The sequence below is a fragment of the Pseudoxanthomonas japonensis genome (assembly GCF_043632995.1).
GTDB lineage: Bacteria > Pseudomonadota > Gammaproteobacteria > Xanthomonadales > Xanthomonadaceae > Pseudoxanthomonas_A > Pseudoxanthomonas_A japonensis.
In genome coordinates, this window is the sequence record NZ_CP171632.1 from 871,738 (window position 1) to 886,931 (window position 15,194).

12 protein-coding genes, 1 tRNA gene and 1 riboswitch are annotated in these 15,194 nt (G+C 67.8%); of the genes, 7 read left to right on the forward strand and 6 right to left on the reverse strand.

The annotated features are described in order from the left end of the window. Window positions 1–76: 76 nt before the first annotated feature. From ACGHX3_RS03860 to ACGHX3_RS03880, 5 genes are all read left to right on the forward strand, one after another. Window positions 77–150 (forward strand) — tRNA-Gly (locus ACGHX3_RS03860). 77 nt (window positions 151–227) lie between these two features. Beyond that, on the forward strand, window positions 228–1,103 hold the full coding sequence (gene rimK / locus ACGHX3_RS03865) for a 30S ribosomal protein S6--L-glutamate ligase (RefSeq protein ID WP_394696457.1): 876 nt from the start codon (window positions 228–230) through the stop codon (window positions 1,101–1,103). A 332-nt stretch (window positions 1,104–1,435) separates the two neighbouring features. Next, a complete protein-coding gene (locus tag ACGHX3_RS03870) occupies window positions 1,436–1,921 on the forward strand; it encodes a hypothetical protein (RefSeq protein ID WP_394696458.1) in 486 nt (161 codons plus the stop codon). A gap of 11 nt (window positions 1,922–1,932) precedes the next feature. Next, on the forward strand, window positions 1,933–2,616 hold the full coding sequence (locus tag ACGHX3_RS03875; protein ID WP_093487792.1) for a response regulator transcription factor: 684 nt from the start codon (window positions 1,933–1,935) through the stop codon (window positions 2,614–2,616). Beyond that, window positions 2,603–3,979 (forward strand): sensor histidine kinase, encoded by a 1,377-nt coding sequence (locus ACGHX3_RS03880; protein WP_394696459.1) that lies wholly within the window; start codon window positions 2,603–2,605, stop codon window positions 3,977–3,979. The genes ACGHX3_RS03875 and ACGHX3_RS03880 overlap by 14 nt, the downstream gene beginning before the upstream one ends. Window positions 3,980–3,994: 15 nt before the next feature. Here the strand turns inward: ACGHX3_RS03880 and ACGHX3_RS03885 are convergent, their stop codons facing one another. Both ACGHX3_RS03885 and metF read right to left on the reverse strand, forming a co-directional pair. Continuing rightward, the gene (locus ACGHX3_RS03885; RefSeq protein WP_394696460.1) at window positions 3,995–4,582 is read right to left on the reverse strand and encodes a hypothetical protein; all 588 of its coding nucleotides are present in this window, start codon (window positions 4,580–4,582) and stop codon (window positions 3,995–3,997) included. 94 nt (window positions 4,583–4,676) lie between these two features. After that, window positions 4,677–5,510, reverse strand: coding sequence for a methylenetetrahydrofolate reductase [NAD(P)H] (gene metF, locus ACGHX3_RS03890; RefSeq protein ID WP_213601008.1), 834 nt, complete (start codon window positions 5,508–5,510; stop codon window positions 4,677–4,679). 146 nt (window positions 5,511–5,656) lie between these two features. Here metF and ACGHX3_RS03895 point away from each other — a divergent pair, with 146 nt between their 5' ends. Beyond that, on the forward strand, window positions 5,657–6,214 hold the full coding sequence (locus ACGHX3_RS03895) for a DUF3228 family protein (protein WP_394696461.1): 558 nt from the start codon (window positions 5,657–5,659) through the stop codon (window positions 6,212–6,214). A 7-nt stretch (window positions 6,215–6,221) separates the two neighbouring features. Here ACGHX3_RS03895 and ACGHX3_RS03900 read toward each other — a convergent pair whose 3' ends face one another. The 4 genes from ACGHX3_RS03900 to ahcY form a co-directional block, all read right to left on the reverse strand. Beyond that, entirely contained in the window at window positions 6,222–6,734 is a 513-nt protein-coding gene (locus tag ACGHX3_RS03900) for a gluconokinase (RefSeq protein ID WP_394696462.1), read from the reverse strand. Further along, complete coding sequence (locus ACGHX3_RS03905; RefSeq protein WP_394696463.1) at window positions 6,731–9,103, reverse strand: GH36-type glycosyl hydrolase domain-containing protein; 2,373 nt, start codon at window positions 9,101–9,103, stop codon at window positions 6,731–6,733. Before ACGHX3_RS03905 ends, ACGHX3_RS03900 begins: the two co-directional genes overlap by 4 nt. Then, on the reverse strand, window positions 9,100–10,500 hold the full coding sequence (locus tag ACGHX3_RS03910) for an MFS transporter (RefSeq protein ID WP_394696464.1): 1,401 nt from the start codon (window positions 10,498–10,500) through the stop codon (window positions 9,100–9,102). The genes ACGHX3_RS03905 and ACGHX3_RS03910 overlap by 4 nt, the downstream gene beginning before the upstream one ends. Before the next feature lie 214 nt (window positions 10,501–10,714). Next, entirely contained in the window at window positions 10,715–12,157 is a 1,443-nt protein-coding gene (gene ahcY / locus ACGHX3_RS03915; RefSeq protein WP_394696465.1) for an adenosylhomocysteinase, read from the reverse strand. 34 nt (window positions 12,158–12,191) lie between these two features. Beyond that, a riboswitch (S-adenosyl-L-homocysteine riboswitch) is annotated at window positions 12,192–12,270 on the reverse strand. Between the two features lie 154 nt (window positions 12,271–12,424). Between ahcY and ppc the strand changes: the two genes are divergently transcribed. Further along, complete coding sequence (ppc, locus tag ACGHX3_RS03920; protein ID WP_394696466.1) at window positions 12,425–15,148, forward strand: phosphoenolpyruvate carboxylase; 2,724 nt, start codon at window positions 12,425–12,427, stop codon at window positions 15,146–15,148. Window positions 15,149–15,194: the final 46 nt, after the last annotated feature.

The window sequence follows — 15,194 nt, forward strand, 5'->3', positions numbered from 1 at the left end:
ACCACCGGCAATGCGGCGCCATGAGCTGGCGCCGCATTGCCTTGCCGAGCGCCGCGGCATAGACTCGCGCTATCGTGCGGGTGTAGTTCAATGGTAGAACTGCAGCTTCCCAAGCTGCTAGCGTGGGTTCGATTCCCATCACCCGCTCCATTCCGCTCCCCCGTCCTGTCATCGCCCCGGCTTCCGGGCGTGGCATGCTCTGTGCGAGCCCCGCTGACTGACTCTCCATGAAGCTCGCCATCCTGTCGCGCAACGGCAAGCTGTACTCGACGCGCCGCCTGGTCGAGGCCGCACGGCAGCGCGGGCACACGGTCCGCGTACTGGATCCGCTGCGCTGCTACATGCGCATCTCGTCCAAGGGGTTCCAGCTGCGCTACAAGGGGCGGTCGCTGGCGGGCTACGACGCCGTCATTCCCCGCATCGGCGCGTCGATCACCCGTTACGGCACCGCGGTGCTGCGCCAGTTCGAACTGATGGGTACCTACAGCCCCAATCCTTCCGACGCCATCCTGCGGGCGCGCGACAAACTGCGTGCGCACCAGTTGCTGGCGGCGCAGGGCATCGACTTGCCGGTGACCGTCTTCGGCGACAACCCGGACGACACGGCCGACCTGTTGTCGATGCTGGGCCCCCCTCCGCACGTCATCAAGTTGAACGAGGGCGCGCAGGGCGCCGGTGTGATGCTGACCGAGAAGCCCTCCGCCTCGCGCAGCGTGGTGGAGGCCCTGCGGGGTCTCTATGCCAGCTTCGTGGTGCAGGAATTCATCGGCGAGGCCGAGGGCGCCGACCTGCGCTGCTTCGTGGTGGGCGACGACGTGGTGGCGTCGATGCGCCGGCAGGCGCCGGAGGGCGATTTCCGTTCCAACCTCCACCGCGGCGGTACCGCGCTGCTGGCCGAGGCCACGGAAGAAGAGCGGGCGGTGGCCATCCGGGCTGCGAAGGTGCTCGGGCTGGGCGTCGCGGGGGTGGACCTGATCCGCGCCCAGCGCGGTCCCCTGGTGCTCGAGGTGAATTCGACGCCCGGCCTGGAGGGCATCGAGGCCGTCTGCGGCGTGGATGTGGCGGGCTGCATCGTTGACCATCTCGCCGCCCGGGCTGAATAGGGCTCGGGGCTGCAGCCCGTGATCACGAGCCGCGATTTCACGCAGAATTAACGCGCTCTTTAACGGTGGTTTAATCGAAAACCGCGTAGCCTTGTCCGGACCGAAGCTCTGCGTTCCTCCCGGTGGATACATCTGGAAAGCACAGGATTACGGTAATCGGGGCAATTGTTTGGCCCAGGCGGGCGACCACCCGCCTGGGCCTTTTTGTCGTGACCTTCGACCGGTGTCCTTTGCGTGCGGCATGTCAGAATCCGGGACGCACGGCCGGGCATCGTCGGTAGCGCAACGGCTGTTACTCTCTGCGTTCGCACTCCCCCCACACGAGGTAATGGATGTACAAGTTCGCATGGACTCCCGCATTGGCCCTGCTGCTGGTATCGGCCAATGCGTTTGCCAGTATCGGTTCCGGGAACAGCGCGCGCAGCGAGCGCATGGCGATGGATGTCCACCAGTCCTTCGATGCGCAGCGGCAATCCATCGAGGCCGACCTGGCAGATGGCAAGACTTACAGCGAACTGTCAGACAGCGATCGGAGCAAGGTGACCGAAGCGCTTCAGCGGATGGGAAGCCTGCTTCACGACGCCGGTGGCGTTGCCGCGCTGGACGAGGCGCAGAAGGTACGGGTGTTCAACGACCAGGAACTGGTCAATTCGCTGCTGTCGCGGGCCGCCGAGGACAGCCGGCTCATCTGCCGTCGCGAGAAGCAGATCGGCTCGAACCGCACCACCACCCAATGCATGACCGCGCTACAGCGCAATCGCCAGACGGAACGGGCCCGCAAGGACCTCACCGATTCGGCCACTTCGTCCCAGCGCTGAAGGAACACGCAATGCGAATCCTCGTCATCGAAGACAACAGCGATATCGCCGCCAACCTCGGCGACTACCTGGAAGAGCGGGGGCATACCGTCGACTTCGCGGCCGACGGCGTGACCGGTCTGCATCTGGCGGTGGTGCATGAGTTCGATGCGATCGTCCTCGACCTCAACCTACCTGGCATGGACGGGCTGGAGGTCTGCCGCAAGCTCCGCAACGAGGCGCGCAAGCAGACGCCGGTGCTGATGCTGACCGCGCGCGATTCGCTGGACAACAAGCTGGCCGGCTTCGATTCCGGTGCCGACGACTACCTGATCAAGCCGTTCGCGCTGCAGGAAGTCGAGGTGCGTCTGAACGCGCTGTCGCGCCGTGGCAAGGGCGTGCAGACGCGCGTACTGGAGGTCGGCGAACTGGAGTACAACCTGGACACGCTGGAAGTCCGTCGCCAAGGCAAGCTGCTGCAGTTGAACCCGACCGCCTTGAAGATCCTGCAGGCCTTGATGGAAGCCTCGCCCGCCGTGGTGACGCGTCAGGAACTGGAAACGCGCGTGTGGGGGGAAGAGCTTCCGGATTCCGACTCCCTGCGTGTGCACATCCACGGTCTGCGCGCCGTGGTGGACAAGCCGTTCGACTCGCCCTACATCCAGACGCGCCACGGCATCGGATACCGCATCGCCGCGCCCGATGCCAGCAACTGAGTCGTCGAAACCCCGCCGCCACCGCCGCTTCCGGCGGCGGCTGCGCACCCGCATCATCCTGTCGTTCGTGCTGCTGGGCTTTGGTCTGACGGTACTGTTTGCCTACGCGACCATCGTCGCGCGCCAGCGCGTCGAGGACCAGCTGGTCGAAGACGTGATGAACCGCAACTTGGACGAGTCGTGGCGGCGGTTCGCGCAGAGCGATGGCCAGGTGATCGGCGCACCGTTCGAGCAGGTGAAGGCGTACTACTACCTGCCGGACAAGTTCGAAAGCCTCCGGATCAACAAGCCCGAGTGGTATGCGTTGCCGGACGGCATCCACAACATCACCGACATCGGTGACGACGGGAAGGCCTACCCCTTCAAGCTGGGGGTGAGGAAGACGCCTCAGATCTGGTTCTTCCTCGCCTACGACATGGGGCAAACAGCGCGCGCGGAGGTGCAGTTCAAGCGCGCCGTGTACGGATCCATCCTCGTATTCACCGTGTTTTCGCTGGTAGTCGGCTGGTGGTCCGCCTCCCGCGTGATGAGCCCGGTGTCCGAACTGGCGGCGCGGCTACGCGCTTACCGCGGCAGCAGCAACCCGCGCCCGCTTGCCCCGCATTTCCCGCAGGACGAGGTGGGCGAACTGGCCAAGGCGCTGGACGACTACTCCGGTCGTCTGACCGAAGTCGTCCAGCGCGACCGCGAGTTCAACGCCGACGTCAGCCACGAGCTGCGTACGCCGCTGGCCATCATCCGCGGTTCGGTCGAGCTGATGCTGTCGCGGCCGGACATGGACGAGAAGACGCGCACCCGCATCCAGCGCATCCAGCGTGCCGAGCAGCAATGCACGGACCTGATCAGCGCGCTGCTGCTGCTGTCGCGGAACGAACGCGGCCACGGCAATACCGATGTCGCGCGCGTCGTCGACCAGTTGCTTGATGCCCACCGCGCCACGCTGGGCGGCAAGCCGCTGGTGCTGCGCGTCGAAGGCGAGGGCGGTGTGACCGTGGATTCGCCCGAGGCCGCGCTGTCGGTCGCCCTGGGCAACCTGATCGGCAACGCGGTGAAGTACACCAAGGAAGGCGAGGTGGTCGTGCGCCTGCTGCCGGATGCCGTGGAGGTGATCGACTCCGGTCCCGGCCTGAGCAAGGAGGACGCGGCGCGCCTGTTCGAACGTGGCTACCGTGGCACCCATGCCGGCCACTCGCAGGGCGGCGGCATCGGCCTGTCGATCGTCAGCCGCCTGTGCGCGTTGTACGGGTGGCAGGTGGGTGTGCGTCCGGGCGAGCCGAAGGGGGTGGTGGCCACGCTGCGGTTCACGCCGGATCGCGGCGCGCCGTCCGACGAGCCGGGTGGCGCAGCGTCGCGCGACGCCTGATGGAGCCGACGCCCGCTAGAGCGTGATCCAGAAGCAGTTGTAGGCGCGCCGCAATCCGAACGTCGTGTCCGCGGGCGTCGCGCTGTTCTTCAGCGTCTGTACCACGCGCAGTCCGACCGGACGCTGCCGTTGGGTGGTGGTCTGCGGGTAGTAGCCGTCCTGGTTCGCATCGACCACCGCGCCTTCCGCATCGAGTACCGGTGCGGGGGCGGGGCGGATCGGCACGATATCGACCAGCGGGCGCTGCACCACCACGTCCAGCCGGTCGAGGACGCGCAGCGCGCCGGCATCCGACGTGCCCGTCCAGTGGTAGACCCCGGCGAGGCGGTTCACGTCCCGTGCCTGGATCGCGGACGACACCTGCATCACCAGGTCGCTGAGCGTGCGCGAACAGCCGCCGCGGTACAGCGCACCGCTGGGGTTCGTGCTGGTGGTCGACGGCAGGCGATCCATGGCGCCCACGTCCTCGCAGCGCTTGTCGGTGTACACCGTTTCGCCGGACATCGTGGTGCAACGCTGCACGCCCTGCTGTTGAGCCACCGCGGGTGGCGCACGAAATCCGGCGAGGACCAACAGGCAGGCGAGGAGGAGAACGGATCGCATGCCGCAGCCTAATGCGGTGCGTCCATCCGGTCATGGCACGCGCGCACGGAACGGCGTTGCCATTCACCTGCCGGTCGGACGGCCAGCAGGGAACTCAGGCCGTCCAGCCCAGCCGCGACAGGACGGTCTGGGTCGGCTTGGCCAGGTTGAGCGTGTAGAAATGAAGCGACGGTGCGCCGCCGGCCACGAGGCGTTCGCACAGGTTAGCCACCACGTCGGCGCCGAAGTCCCGGATCGCATCGGCGTCATCGCCCAACGCCTGCATGCGCTTGCCGATCCAGCGCGGGATCTCCGCGCCACAGGCTTCGGAAAACCGGCGCAGCTGCGAGAAGTTGGAGATCGGCATGATGCCCGGGATGATCGGAATCTCCACGCCGAGCCTGCGTACGGCGTCCACGAAGTGGAAGTAGGCGTCCGGGTTGTAGAAATACTGGGTAATCGCACCGTCGGCGCCGGCGTCGACCTTGGCCTTGAAGTGGCGCAGGTCGGTCAGGGCGTCTTCCGCTTGCGGATGCGTTTCAGGGTAGGCGCCGACTTCGATATGGAAGGTGTCGCCATGCTCGGCCCGGATGAAGTCGATCAGCTCGGACGCATAGCGCAGGTCGCCGGGATGCCCCATGCCGGACGGCAGGTCGCCGCGCAGCGCGACGATGCGCTTGCAGCCCAGCGCGCGATAGAGGCGCAGCAGCTCGCGGATTTCCTCGCGGCTGCCGCCCACGCAGGACAGGTGCGGCGCGGCGTCGAAGCCGTGGTGCTGGTTGAGGTGGCGGACGGTCTCGGAGGTGTAGCTGAGCGTGGAGCCGCCCGCGCCGAACGTGCAGGACACATATTCCGGCCCGTACGCCTTCAACTTGCCGGCGGTGCGGTCCAGCTGCGCGCGCTGCTCATCGGTCTTGGGCGGGTAGAACTCGAAACTCAGGGAGGGCATGGGCAGCGCCGTTCGGATCGTGCGGGAAGTATATCGCTTCATCCGGATGGATATTGATCGGCTCCCCCCCCGGCGGCATGCGCGGCGCCGGACGCGGCGACAGGGCGTGACGGGTACGCTGTCGCGATGATTTCGGAGGCCACTGCATGACCATCGTTCTCACCCCGTTCGCCCGCACGCGCCTGTTTCCCGCCGACAGGCGCCGCAATGCCATCCAGTACTGCACCCCAGAGGCTTTCGAGCAGCGCCTCAACGGGGAAACGCCCGTGGCCGTGCTGGACGGCTATGCGCCGTTCTGCCGGCTGCACGTGCATCGCAACTGGACGTCGACCCGCTGCCTGACGGTCCCCGTCACCGACGACAACCGGCACCTGCTCCGCTCGTCCTACGAGGCGCGTTCGTCGACCGAACTGCCTGTGCTGGTGCGCTGGTTCGAAGGCGTGGAACCGCCGGTGGCCGACTACCTGGTCGTGATCCTCTACAGCGCGGTGCAGCTGGCGAAGGAGGGGGCTTCGATCGAGGGCGACTGGGGCATCGTCGGTTGCCTGTACACGCAGACGCCGGAAGAGATCCCGATGGCGCCCATCACGATGATGCGCAATGCGCTGGGCGTGGAGGAGGGCGGCTCGGGCGTGCCGATCGATCGCGAGGCCTATCGGCGGAGCGTCGCGTTCTGGGAGCGCAACGCCAACTGGCGGCCGTAGCGTCGGCTCAATCCGGCGGCAGCGCCGCCAGGGCAAGCCGCAGCTGTACGGCAGGCGGTTCGGTCGCGTCGATCCGCACGACATCGGCTTCGTCCACTGGCGTCTCCAGCGCGGCGAACTGGCTGTCGAGCAGCGATGCTGGCATGTAGTGGCCACGCCGTGCCTGCATACGCGCCGCGATCAGCGCCGCGTCGCCGTGCAGGAACAGGAATTTCAGCGGCAGTCCGGTGGCACGCAGCCGGTCGCGATGACGCCGGCGCAGGCCGGAGAACGCCAGCACCACGCGCTCGCCCGTCGCTACCCGGCGTTGCAGGTCCAACGCGATACGGCGCACCCAGGGCGCGCGCATGCGGTCGGTGAGCGGATGACCGCCAGCCATGCGCGTTTTCGCGGCCGGGCTGTGGACGTCGTCGGCATCGAGGAACGTCGCCGGCCAGGCATCGGCCAAGGCGCGCGCCAGCGTGGTCTTGCCGCTGCCCGACACGCCCATCACCACGACGACGCGGCCGTGCCCGCTCATGCCGGCAGCTCGACGCGCACCTGGTACGTGCGGCCAGCGTCGAAGCCGCGCAGCGTAGTGCCTTCCTGCCAGACACCATCGACGGCGACCCGCGCCTTCGCGATACCGCCTACCCGCTCGATGGCGACCTCGAACGTCGCGCCCCGGAAGCTGCGCGTCGCGCGCGCCGACCGCCAGTGCGAGGGCAGCTGCGGCGCGATCCGCAGCGCATCGCCCTCGCCACGCAGCCCGAACAGTTCCTCCACCAGGCAGCGGTACAGCCACGCCGCCGTGCCGGTATTGAACAACTGGCTGGAACGGCCGGCGGTACGTGGATGCAGGCGCCACGCGCCGCGGTAGTAGTTCGGCACGAACACCGGCACCTGCCCGCGCTGCAGGCAGTCGGCGGCATCGGGCATCGGCAGCATGGCGCGCAACACCTGCCAGGCCCGGTCGGCGTCACCGACCCGATACAAGCTGTAGAGGTAGAACGCCGCAGCATGGTTGTAGACCGAACCGTTCTCCGCCGAGCCGGGGAACTTCTGCGTCACCCGGCCCACGTCCTCGCGCATGCGCGTGTACGGCGGGTCGAACATCGTCACGCCGTAGGGCGATACCAGGTGCGCATCGATGGCGGCCAGCATGCGCGTGCGTTTGGCCGCGTCGGCGGCGCCACTCAACATGGCCCAGCTCTGGGGATTCAGGAAGATGCGGCCTTCCGGATCGTTGCCGACGCCGAAGGCGACGCCGTCATCGGTGATGCCGCGGCCGTACCAGTCGCCATCCCAGAGGTGGCTATCCATGGCGGTGTTGCAGGCGTCCGCCCCCTGGCGGAATTCCCCGGCGAGCGCATCCTCACCGCGTCGCGCACAGATCTCCGCCCACTGCTTCAGCGCGTAGGCGGTGGCCAGCGTCAGCCAGCCGGACACGCCGCGTCCGCGCCAGCCGACCATGTTCATCGGATCGCACCAGTCGCCCTGTGCGATGTAGCTGAGACCGCGTGCGTCGCGGGCCTGCAGCAGCCAGCGCATCGCCCGGGTGATGCGCTCGGACACCGTTGCGACGTGCCCCTCGCGGTCGGTCACCGGCGCGTCCAGCAGGGCATCGTCGCCGGTTTCGTCCAGGTAGGCGCGCAGGCAGACCGGCAGCCACACGGCATGGTCGGTGTGCGGGATCTGGTTGATGTACTTCAGCTCCGCGCCTTCCGTCAGCAGGATGCCGTCCGGCATCGCGCCCGACGGTTCCTGCTGCGAGAGCGCGTGCAGGAACGCCGCGCGCGCGACCTCGGGGCGCAGGTAGCCCATGCCCATGTGGTCCTGCAGGTAGTTGCGCGTCTGCGGGTCCGTCGTCAGGCGATTCACGTCGCCGTGGTAGAACACCTGCCGAGGCAGCCAATGGTTGGCGAAGGCATCCAGCCAGGGGTCGGGCGTTTCGATACGCAGGCAGCCGGTACCGGCATCGATGTATGCCCCGCTGGCGGCAGCGGCGTCGGAAAACCCGTGCGGCGACAGATGCCGGGCGCGGAGCTGCCGGATCTCGTCGTCGTCGCGCGCGGGCGCGAACACGAAGCGATACTCCCGCACCTCGTCGTCCTCCAGGTCGACGCGATATTGCAGCACCGCGGTGGGCATCTCGTAGGCCGCGTCGCCGCCGCCCAGGCGATCCTGGCCGGCGATGGCCTGCGGCGCGTGCAACCCGCCTTCGCCTTCGAACTGCGCCTGGTTGGCCTCCCACGCATCCGGTGCCTGTTCGTAGAGCAGCACGGTGCGGTCCTTGAAGTCGCGCTGGCGGAAGTAGTCCTCGACCTTCTGGTACGGCGCGATGCTGTCGCAGACGATGCCGCCCAGCTCGGCGCGATGGCGGCCGGACTGGTTCATCCATGACATGTAGCCGACCGGGAAATACGGATACAGGCTCACCCGTCGTCGCCGGCCGGCGCGGTTGCGCACGCGCAGTGTCCACAGTTCCGCCACGTCGTCGGTGGGCAGCACGACGCTCATTTCCACCTCGATGCCCGCGCACTGCACGCGCCACGCGACGTCGCTCAGGCCGACCGAGAACGCGAAGGCCTCCGGCGCGCGGCGCACCGGCTCGTGCGGTACCGAGAACAGCGCACCGTCCTCCTCGTCCTTCACGTAGCAGAAGCGGCCCGGATGGTGCGCGTAATACGGCTGCTCCGGCTGCATGAAGGTCTTGGCCTCCAGCGTCGGCGCGTGCGCGTACTTGGCCGGCTCCGGCTGCATGAACTGCGCGGTGGCGAAGCCGCGGCAGTTGAGCTGCAGCAGCATCCGGCGGTTCCACAGGAATGTCGACGCGGCGGGCATCGCGGTGGGGCTGGTCAGGACGAAGCGGCGGCCTGCTTCCTGGAAGCCGTACGGGACGTCCGTCATGCCGTTGCCTCCCGCCGCGCCCGCAGGTCGGCCTGCACCTGCGCGAGGGTGGCGCCGTCGAGGGGATAGAAGCGCATCACCCACGCCGCCAGCAGCGCGACGCCGCCCGGAATCACCGTCAGCAGCAGCACGATGCCCAGCCGCGATGCGTCCGACTGCGACGCGTTCGCCACGTAGCCCATGCCCGCCAGGATCCATGCGATCGTGGCCGAGGCCAGCGCACCGCCGAGCTTCTGCGAGAACGTCGCTGCGGCGAAGGTCATCGCGGTGGCACGGCGTCCGGTCTTCCACTCGGTGTAGTCGGCGCAGTCGGCGTACATGGAGAACGCCAGCGGCGATTTGGGGCCCAGCATCAGCCCGACCAGCAAATTGAGGGCGAACATCCACCAGACGGATCCGGGCGGGATGAAGAACATTGCGCAACTCGCTATTCCGACGCCCGCCATCAGTCCTGCCATCAGTCGCCGCTTGTCCACGTAGCGCGTCATCAACGGCGTCAGCCCGGCGCCGACGGCCAGGGCGAGCGCGTAGGTGCCCAGGAACAAGCCGGTCAAGTCGGGCCGTCCGAGGTGGTACTTCAGGTAGTAGGCCAGTGAGCCACCGCGCATCACGATGGTCACCATGATGATCAGGGCCAGCGCGAACAGCACCATCCACGGCCGGTTGTGCAGCAGGTCGACGACATCCTGGCGCACGTTGCTGGCCTGCTGGGCCGGCGGCGCCACGCGTTCCCGCGTGGTCAGCGCCACCGTGACGAAGGCCGCCGTGGCGATCACGCCGTACAGCGACAACGTCAGCTGCCAACCCAGCGCTTCGTCGCCGCATCCCAGCCAGCGCACCAGGTCCAGCGTCAGCCAGTTCACCGCCATCGTGCCGGCGAACGCGGCGATGAAGCGGAAGCTGATCAGCTGCGTGCGCTGCTGGCTGTCGGCGGTGATCACGCCCGACAGCGCGGAGTAGGGGATGCTCAGCACGGTGTAGGCGAGCATCATCAGGGTGAAGGTCGCATAGGCCCACACCAGTTTTCCGCCGTCGCCCAGGTCGGGCACGGTCCAGGTCAGCACGCCGGTGAACGCCAGCGGCAGCGCGCCGTAGAGCAGGTAGGGACGGAAGCGGCCGAAGCGGCTGCGGGTGCGATCGGCCAATGCGCCCATCAACGGGTCGGTGACGGCATCCACGATCTTGGTGACCAGCATCATGGTGCCGACCGCGGCGGCGGCCAGCCCCATCACGTCGGTGTAGAAGATCAGCAGGAACGCCGAGATGTTCGCCCAGTAGAGATTGAAGCCGAAGTCGCCGACGCCGTAGCCGACCTTTTCGCCCAACCGGGGTTCCGTCGAAGATGGTGCCTTGTCGGCGGGGTGCGCGATACCGCCGCTCCCCTGGTCGCGTTGCATGTCCACTCCCGATGCTGGGTCGTCGTGCCGCAGACCCGATGCAGGCGTGGGCGACGGTACGGCGGCCAAGCTTGCGATGATCGCCGAAGCGAGGCAAGCGCCCAGCGGTATCGAAATGGTTGCGGAGGAAGGCGTGCGACGGCCACTCGCTGCGTGAAATGCAGAACGGGCGCCCGAAGGCGCCCGTTCCGTCGTCGCAGCGGAACCGCAGCGATCAGTAGCGGTAGTGCTCCGGCTTGTACGGGCCGGCGACCGACACGCCGAGGTAGTCGGCCTGGTCCTTGGTCAGCGTGGTCAGCTTCACGCCGATCTTCTCCAGATGCAGGCGCGCGACTTCCTCGTCGAGCTGCTTGGGCAGGATGTAGACCTTCGATTCGTACACGTCCTTGTTTGCCCACAGGTCGATCTGCGCGAGCGTCTGGTTGGAGAACGAGTTGGACATCACGAAGCTCGGGTGGCCGGTGGCGCAGCCCAGGTTCACCAGCCGGCCTTCGGCGAGCAGGAAGATGCTGTTGCCGCCGGCGAAGGTGAACTTGTCCACCTGCGGCTTGATGTTGGTGCGCGTGGCGCCCGAGGCGTACAGCGCATCGACCTGGATCTCGTTGTCGAAGTGGCCGATGTTGCAGACGATCGCCTGGTCCTTCATCGCCTTCATGTGGGCGAGGGTGATGATGTCCTTGTTGCCGGTCGTGGTGACGTAGATGTCGGCGCGGCCGAGGGTGTCCTCGACGGTGGTGACTTCATAGCCTTCCATCGCCGCCTGCAGCGCGCAGATCGGGTCGATCTCGGTGACGATGACGCGGGCGCCGTAGGCGCGCAGCGACGCTGCCGAACCCTTGCCGACGTCGCCGTAGCCGCAGACCACGGCGACCTTGCCGGCCAGCATCACGTCGAGCGCGCGCTTCAGGCCGTCGGCCAGCGACTCGCGGCAGCCGTACAGGTTGTCGAACTTCGACTTGGTGACCGAGTCGTTGACGTTGATCGCCGGGATCAGCAGCTTGCCCTGTTCGGCCAGCTGGTAGAGGCGGTGCACGCCGGTGGTGGTTTCTTCCGACACGCCCTTCCAGTCGGCGACGACCTTGGTCCAGTAGCCCGGGCGCTCCTTGGCGACGCGCTTGAGCAGGTCCTTGATCACCTGTTCCTCGTGGCTGCCCGATGCGCTGTTGACCCAGCTCTCGTCGCCCTGTTCCAGCTCGTAACCCTTGTGGATCAGCAGCGTCACGTCGCCGCCGTCATCGACGACGAGCTGCGGGCCGAGGAAGCCGCCCTTGCCGTCGGGGAACGACAGCGCGTCCAGCGTGCAGTCCCAATACTCTTCCAGCGTCTCGCCCTTCCACGCGAACACCGGCGTACCGGTCGCGGCGATCGCGGCGGCGGCGTGGTCCTGGGTCGAGAAGATGTTGCACGAGGCCCAGCGCACGTCGGCGCCGATGTCCTTCAGCGTCTCGATCAGCACGGCGGTCTGGATGGTCATGTGCAGCGAGCCGGTCACGCGCACGCCCTTCAGCGGCGTGGTGGTGGCGTGCTTGCGGCGGATCGACATCAGGCCGGGCATCTCGTGCTCGGCGATGTCCAGTTCCTTGCGGCCCCAATCGGCCAGCGAAATGTCGGCGACCTTGTAGTCGCCCTCGGTCGAGAACTTGCGTACTGCGTTCATGGCATTGCTCCGGTCTGTGCGATCAGGGTCGCAGGTTGGCCGGGCGCCGTTGCAGGTTCGTTCCACCGAGCCTGGCCGGACTCCAGGTCACGGTCGCAGCGCCCCTCGGCGAAGGGGCGCCATTATATCGCTGGTTCCGGATGAAACGATGGCGCACGTATCACCCCTGATCGGGTAGGCTCCGGAATGCTGCCTTGCAGCAGACCAGTTGTCCGCCGGGACAATACCAATACAGGCCAAACGAACGACGGGATCCACGCGCCACGCATGAACAGCCCCCGCAGTCTCGAATTCGCTCCCCCCGATGTCCCCCTGCGTGAAGACGTGCGCCGTCTGGGCGCGCTGGTCGGCGACATGCTGGCCGAACAGGTGTCGCCGCAGTTCTTGGCCGACGTGGAGCGCGTGCGCACCACCGCCATCGCGCGCCGTCAGGCGGGCGAACCGCCGCAGTCGCTGGCCGGACTGCTCGACGGGCAGGCGCCGGCCCAGGCCGAGGCGCTGATCCGCGCGTTCAGTACGTATTTCCAGGTGGTCAACATCGCCGAGCGCGTGCACCGCATCCGCCGCCGGCGCGAGTATCAGCGCGCCGGCAGTGCGCGACCGCAGCCCGACGGACTGCACGACACGCTGTCCAAGCTCAAGGCGCAGGGCGTGACGCTGGCCGAACTGGCCGACTGGCTGCCGCGCATCGACGTGGAGCCGGTGTTCACCGCGCACCCGACCGAAGCCGTGCGCCGCGCGCTGCTGGAGAAGGAGCAGCTGATGGTCGCCAGCCTGATCAACGGGCTGGACGGCACGCGCACGCCCGGCGAACTGGCCACCGACACCGCGCGCTTCCGCATGGCGCTGACGTCGGCCTGGCAGACCTCCGATTCGTCGCCGGTGCGCCCGGGCGTCGAGGACGAGCGCGAACATGTCGGCTTCTACCTGATCGAAGTGCTCTACCGCGTCATCCCGGTGCTGTATGAGACGTTCGAAAACGCGATCACCGACGTGTACGGCGCCGCGCCGCAGGTCACCGCGCACCTGCCGCGTGTGCTGCGGTTCGGGACGTGGGTGGGCGGCGACATGGACGGCAACCCAAACGTGGATGCCGGCACGATCACCGCCACCCTGAATGCGCAGCGTCGCGCCATCCTCACGCGCTACCTGAAGGAACTGCGCCAGCTCACCACGCTGCTGAGCCAGTCCATCTCGGTGATCGGCGTGTCGCCCGGGGTGCTGTCACGCGTGGAGGCGTACCGGGCGCTGATGCCCGAGGCCGCGAAGAAGTCGCGCCCGCGCCACGGCGACATGCCATACCGCCTGCTCAACGACCTGATGCGCGCGCGCCTGCAGGCCACGCTGGAAGACAGGCCCGAGGCCTACACGTCACCGGAAGAACTCGCCGGCGACGTCGACCTGATCCTGCACAGCCTGGAAGCCAACCGCGGCATCCATGCGGGCTGGTTCGCGATCCGCCGGCTGGCCTGGCGCGTGCGTACGTTCGGCTTCCACCTCGCGCGACTGGACGTGCGGCAGGAATCCAGCGTGCATGCGCGCGCTGTCGCGAGCGCGCTCGGGGATGACGGATGGGAGGAGCGCGACGCCGTCGAGCGCGCCGCGCAACTCGGTGCCTACGCCAGTGGCAAGAACGTGCTGCCGGCATCGGATCAGGAAGGCAACGAGCGCCTGGACGCTGTCTTCCGCGCCCTGGCCGATGCGCGCGCGCGCCACGGCACCGATGCATTGGGCACCTACATCATCAGCATGGCGCACAGCCGCGCCGACGTGCTGACCGTGCTGGCGCTCGCGCGCCGGGGCGGGCTGGTCGATGACGCAGGACAGGTGCCGCTCGATATCGCGCCGCTGTTCGAGACCATCGACGACCTCGGCCACGGCACCGGGGTGCTGCGCGACCTGCTGGCCGATCCGGTCTACCGCGCGCACCTGGCGGCCCGCGACAACGTGCAGATGGTGATGCTCGGCTATTCCGACAGCGGCAAGGACGGCGGCATCGCCGCCTCGCGCTGGGGCCTGCAGCGGGCGCAGGTCGACCTGGTCGATGCCGCCCAGGAGCTGGGCATCAAGCTGACGTTCTTCCACGGACGCGGCGGCTCGATCGTCCGCGGCGGCGGCAAGACCACGCGCGCGCTGGAAGCGGCGCCGCGTGGCAGCGTCGATGGCCGCCTGCGCGTGACCGAGCAGGGCGAAGTGATCCACCGCAAGTACGGCATCCGCGCGCTGGCGCTGCGTTCGCTGGAACAGTCGGTCGGTGCGGTGCTGCTGTCGAGCCTGCGTCCGCGTCCGCCGGAGCCGCGCGAGGCGGCATGGCGCGAGATCATGGCGCTGGTCGCGCAGGAGAGCTCGCAGGCCTATCGCGCGTTCGTGCAGTCGCCGCGCTTCATGGACTATTTCCGCAGTGCCACGCCGATCGACGTGATCGAACGGATGACGCTCGGCTCGCGTCCGTCGCGCCGGCTGGGCCAGGACGCCGCGCTCGGCAACCTGCGGGCGATCCCGTGGGTGTTCGCGTGGAGCCAGGCGCGCGCAGTGATTCCCGGCTGGTACGGCGTGGGTACCGGCCTGCAGGCCGCCGTGGACACGTACGGCGAGGAGGCGCTGAAGGAGATGGCGCGCGACTGGCCGTTCTTCAAGACCTTCCTCGACGACATCTCGATGGTGCTGGCCAAGGGCGACCTGAGCATCGCCGAGATGTACTCGAAGATGTCGGGCGACCTGCACGGCGAATTCTTCCCGCGCGTGCAGCACGAGCATGCCGCCGCGGCGAAGTGGGTGATGGCGCTCAACGGCAACGAGTGGCTGTTGCAGCACGACCAGCGGCTGGCGCTGTCGATCCGCCTGCGCAATCCCTACATCGACCCGATCAGCGTGATGCAGGCCGACCTGCTGAAGCGCTGGCGCGACAGCGACCGCGAGGACGACGCGCTGCTGCACGCGCTGGTCGCCAGCATCAACGGCGTGTCGCAGGGCGTGCAGAACACCGGGTGATGTGGGATCCCGGTGTGGGAGCGACGTAAGTCGCGATGACGTGTTA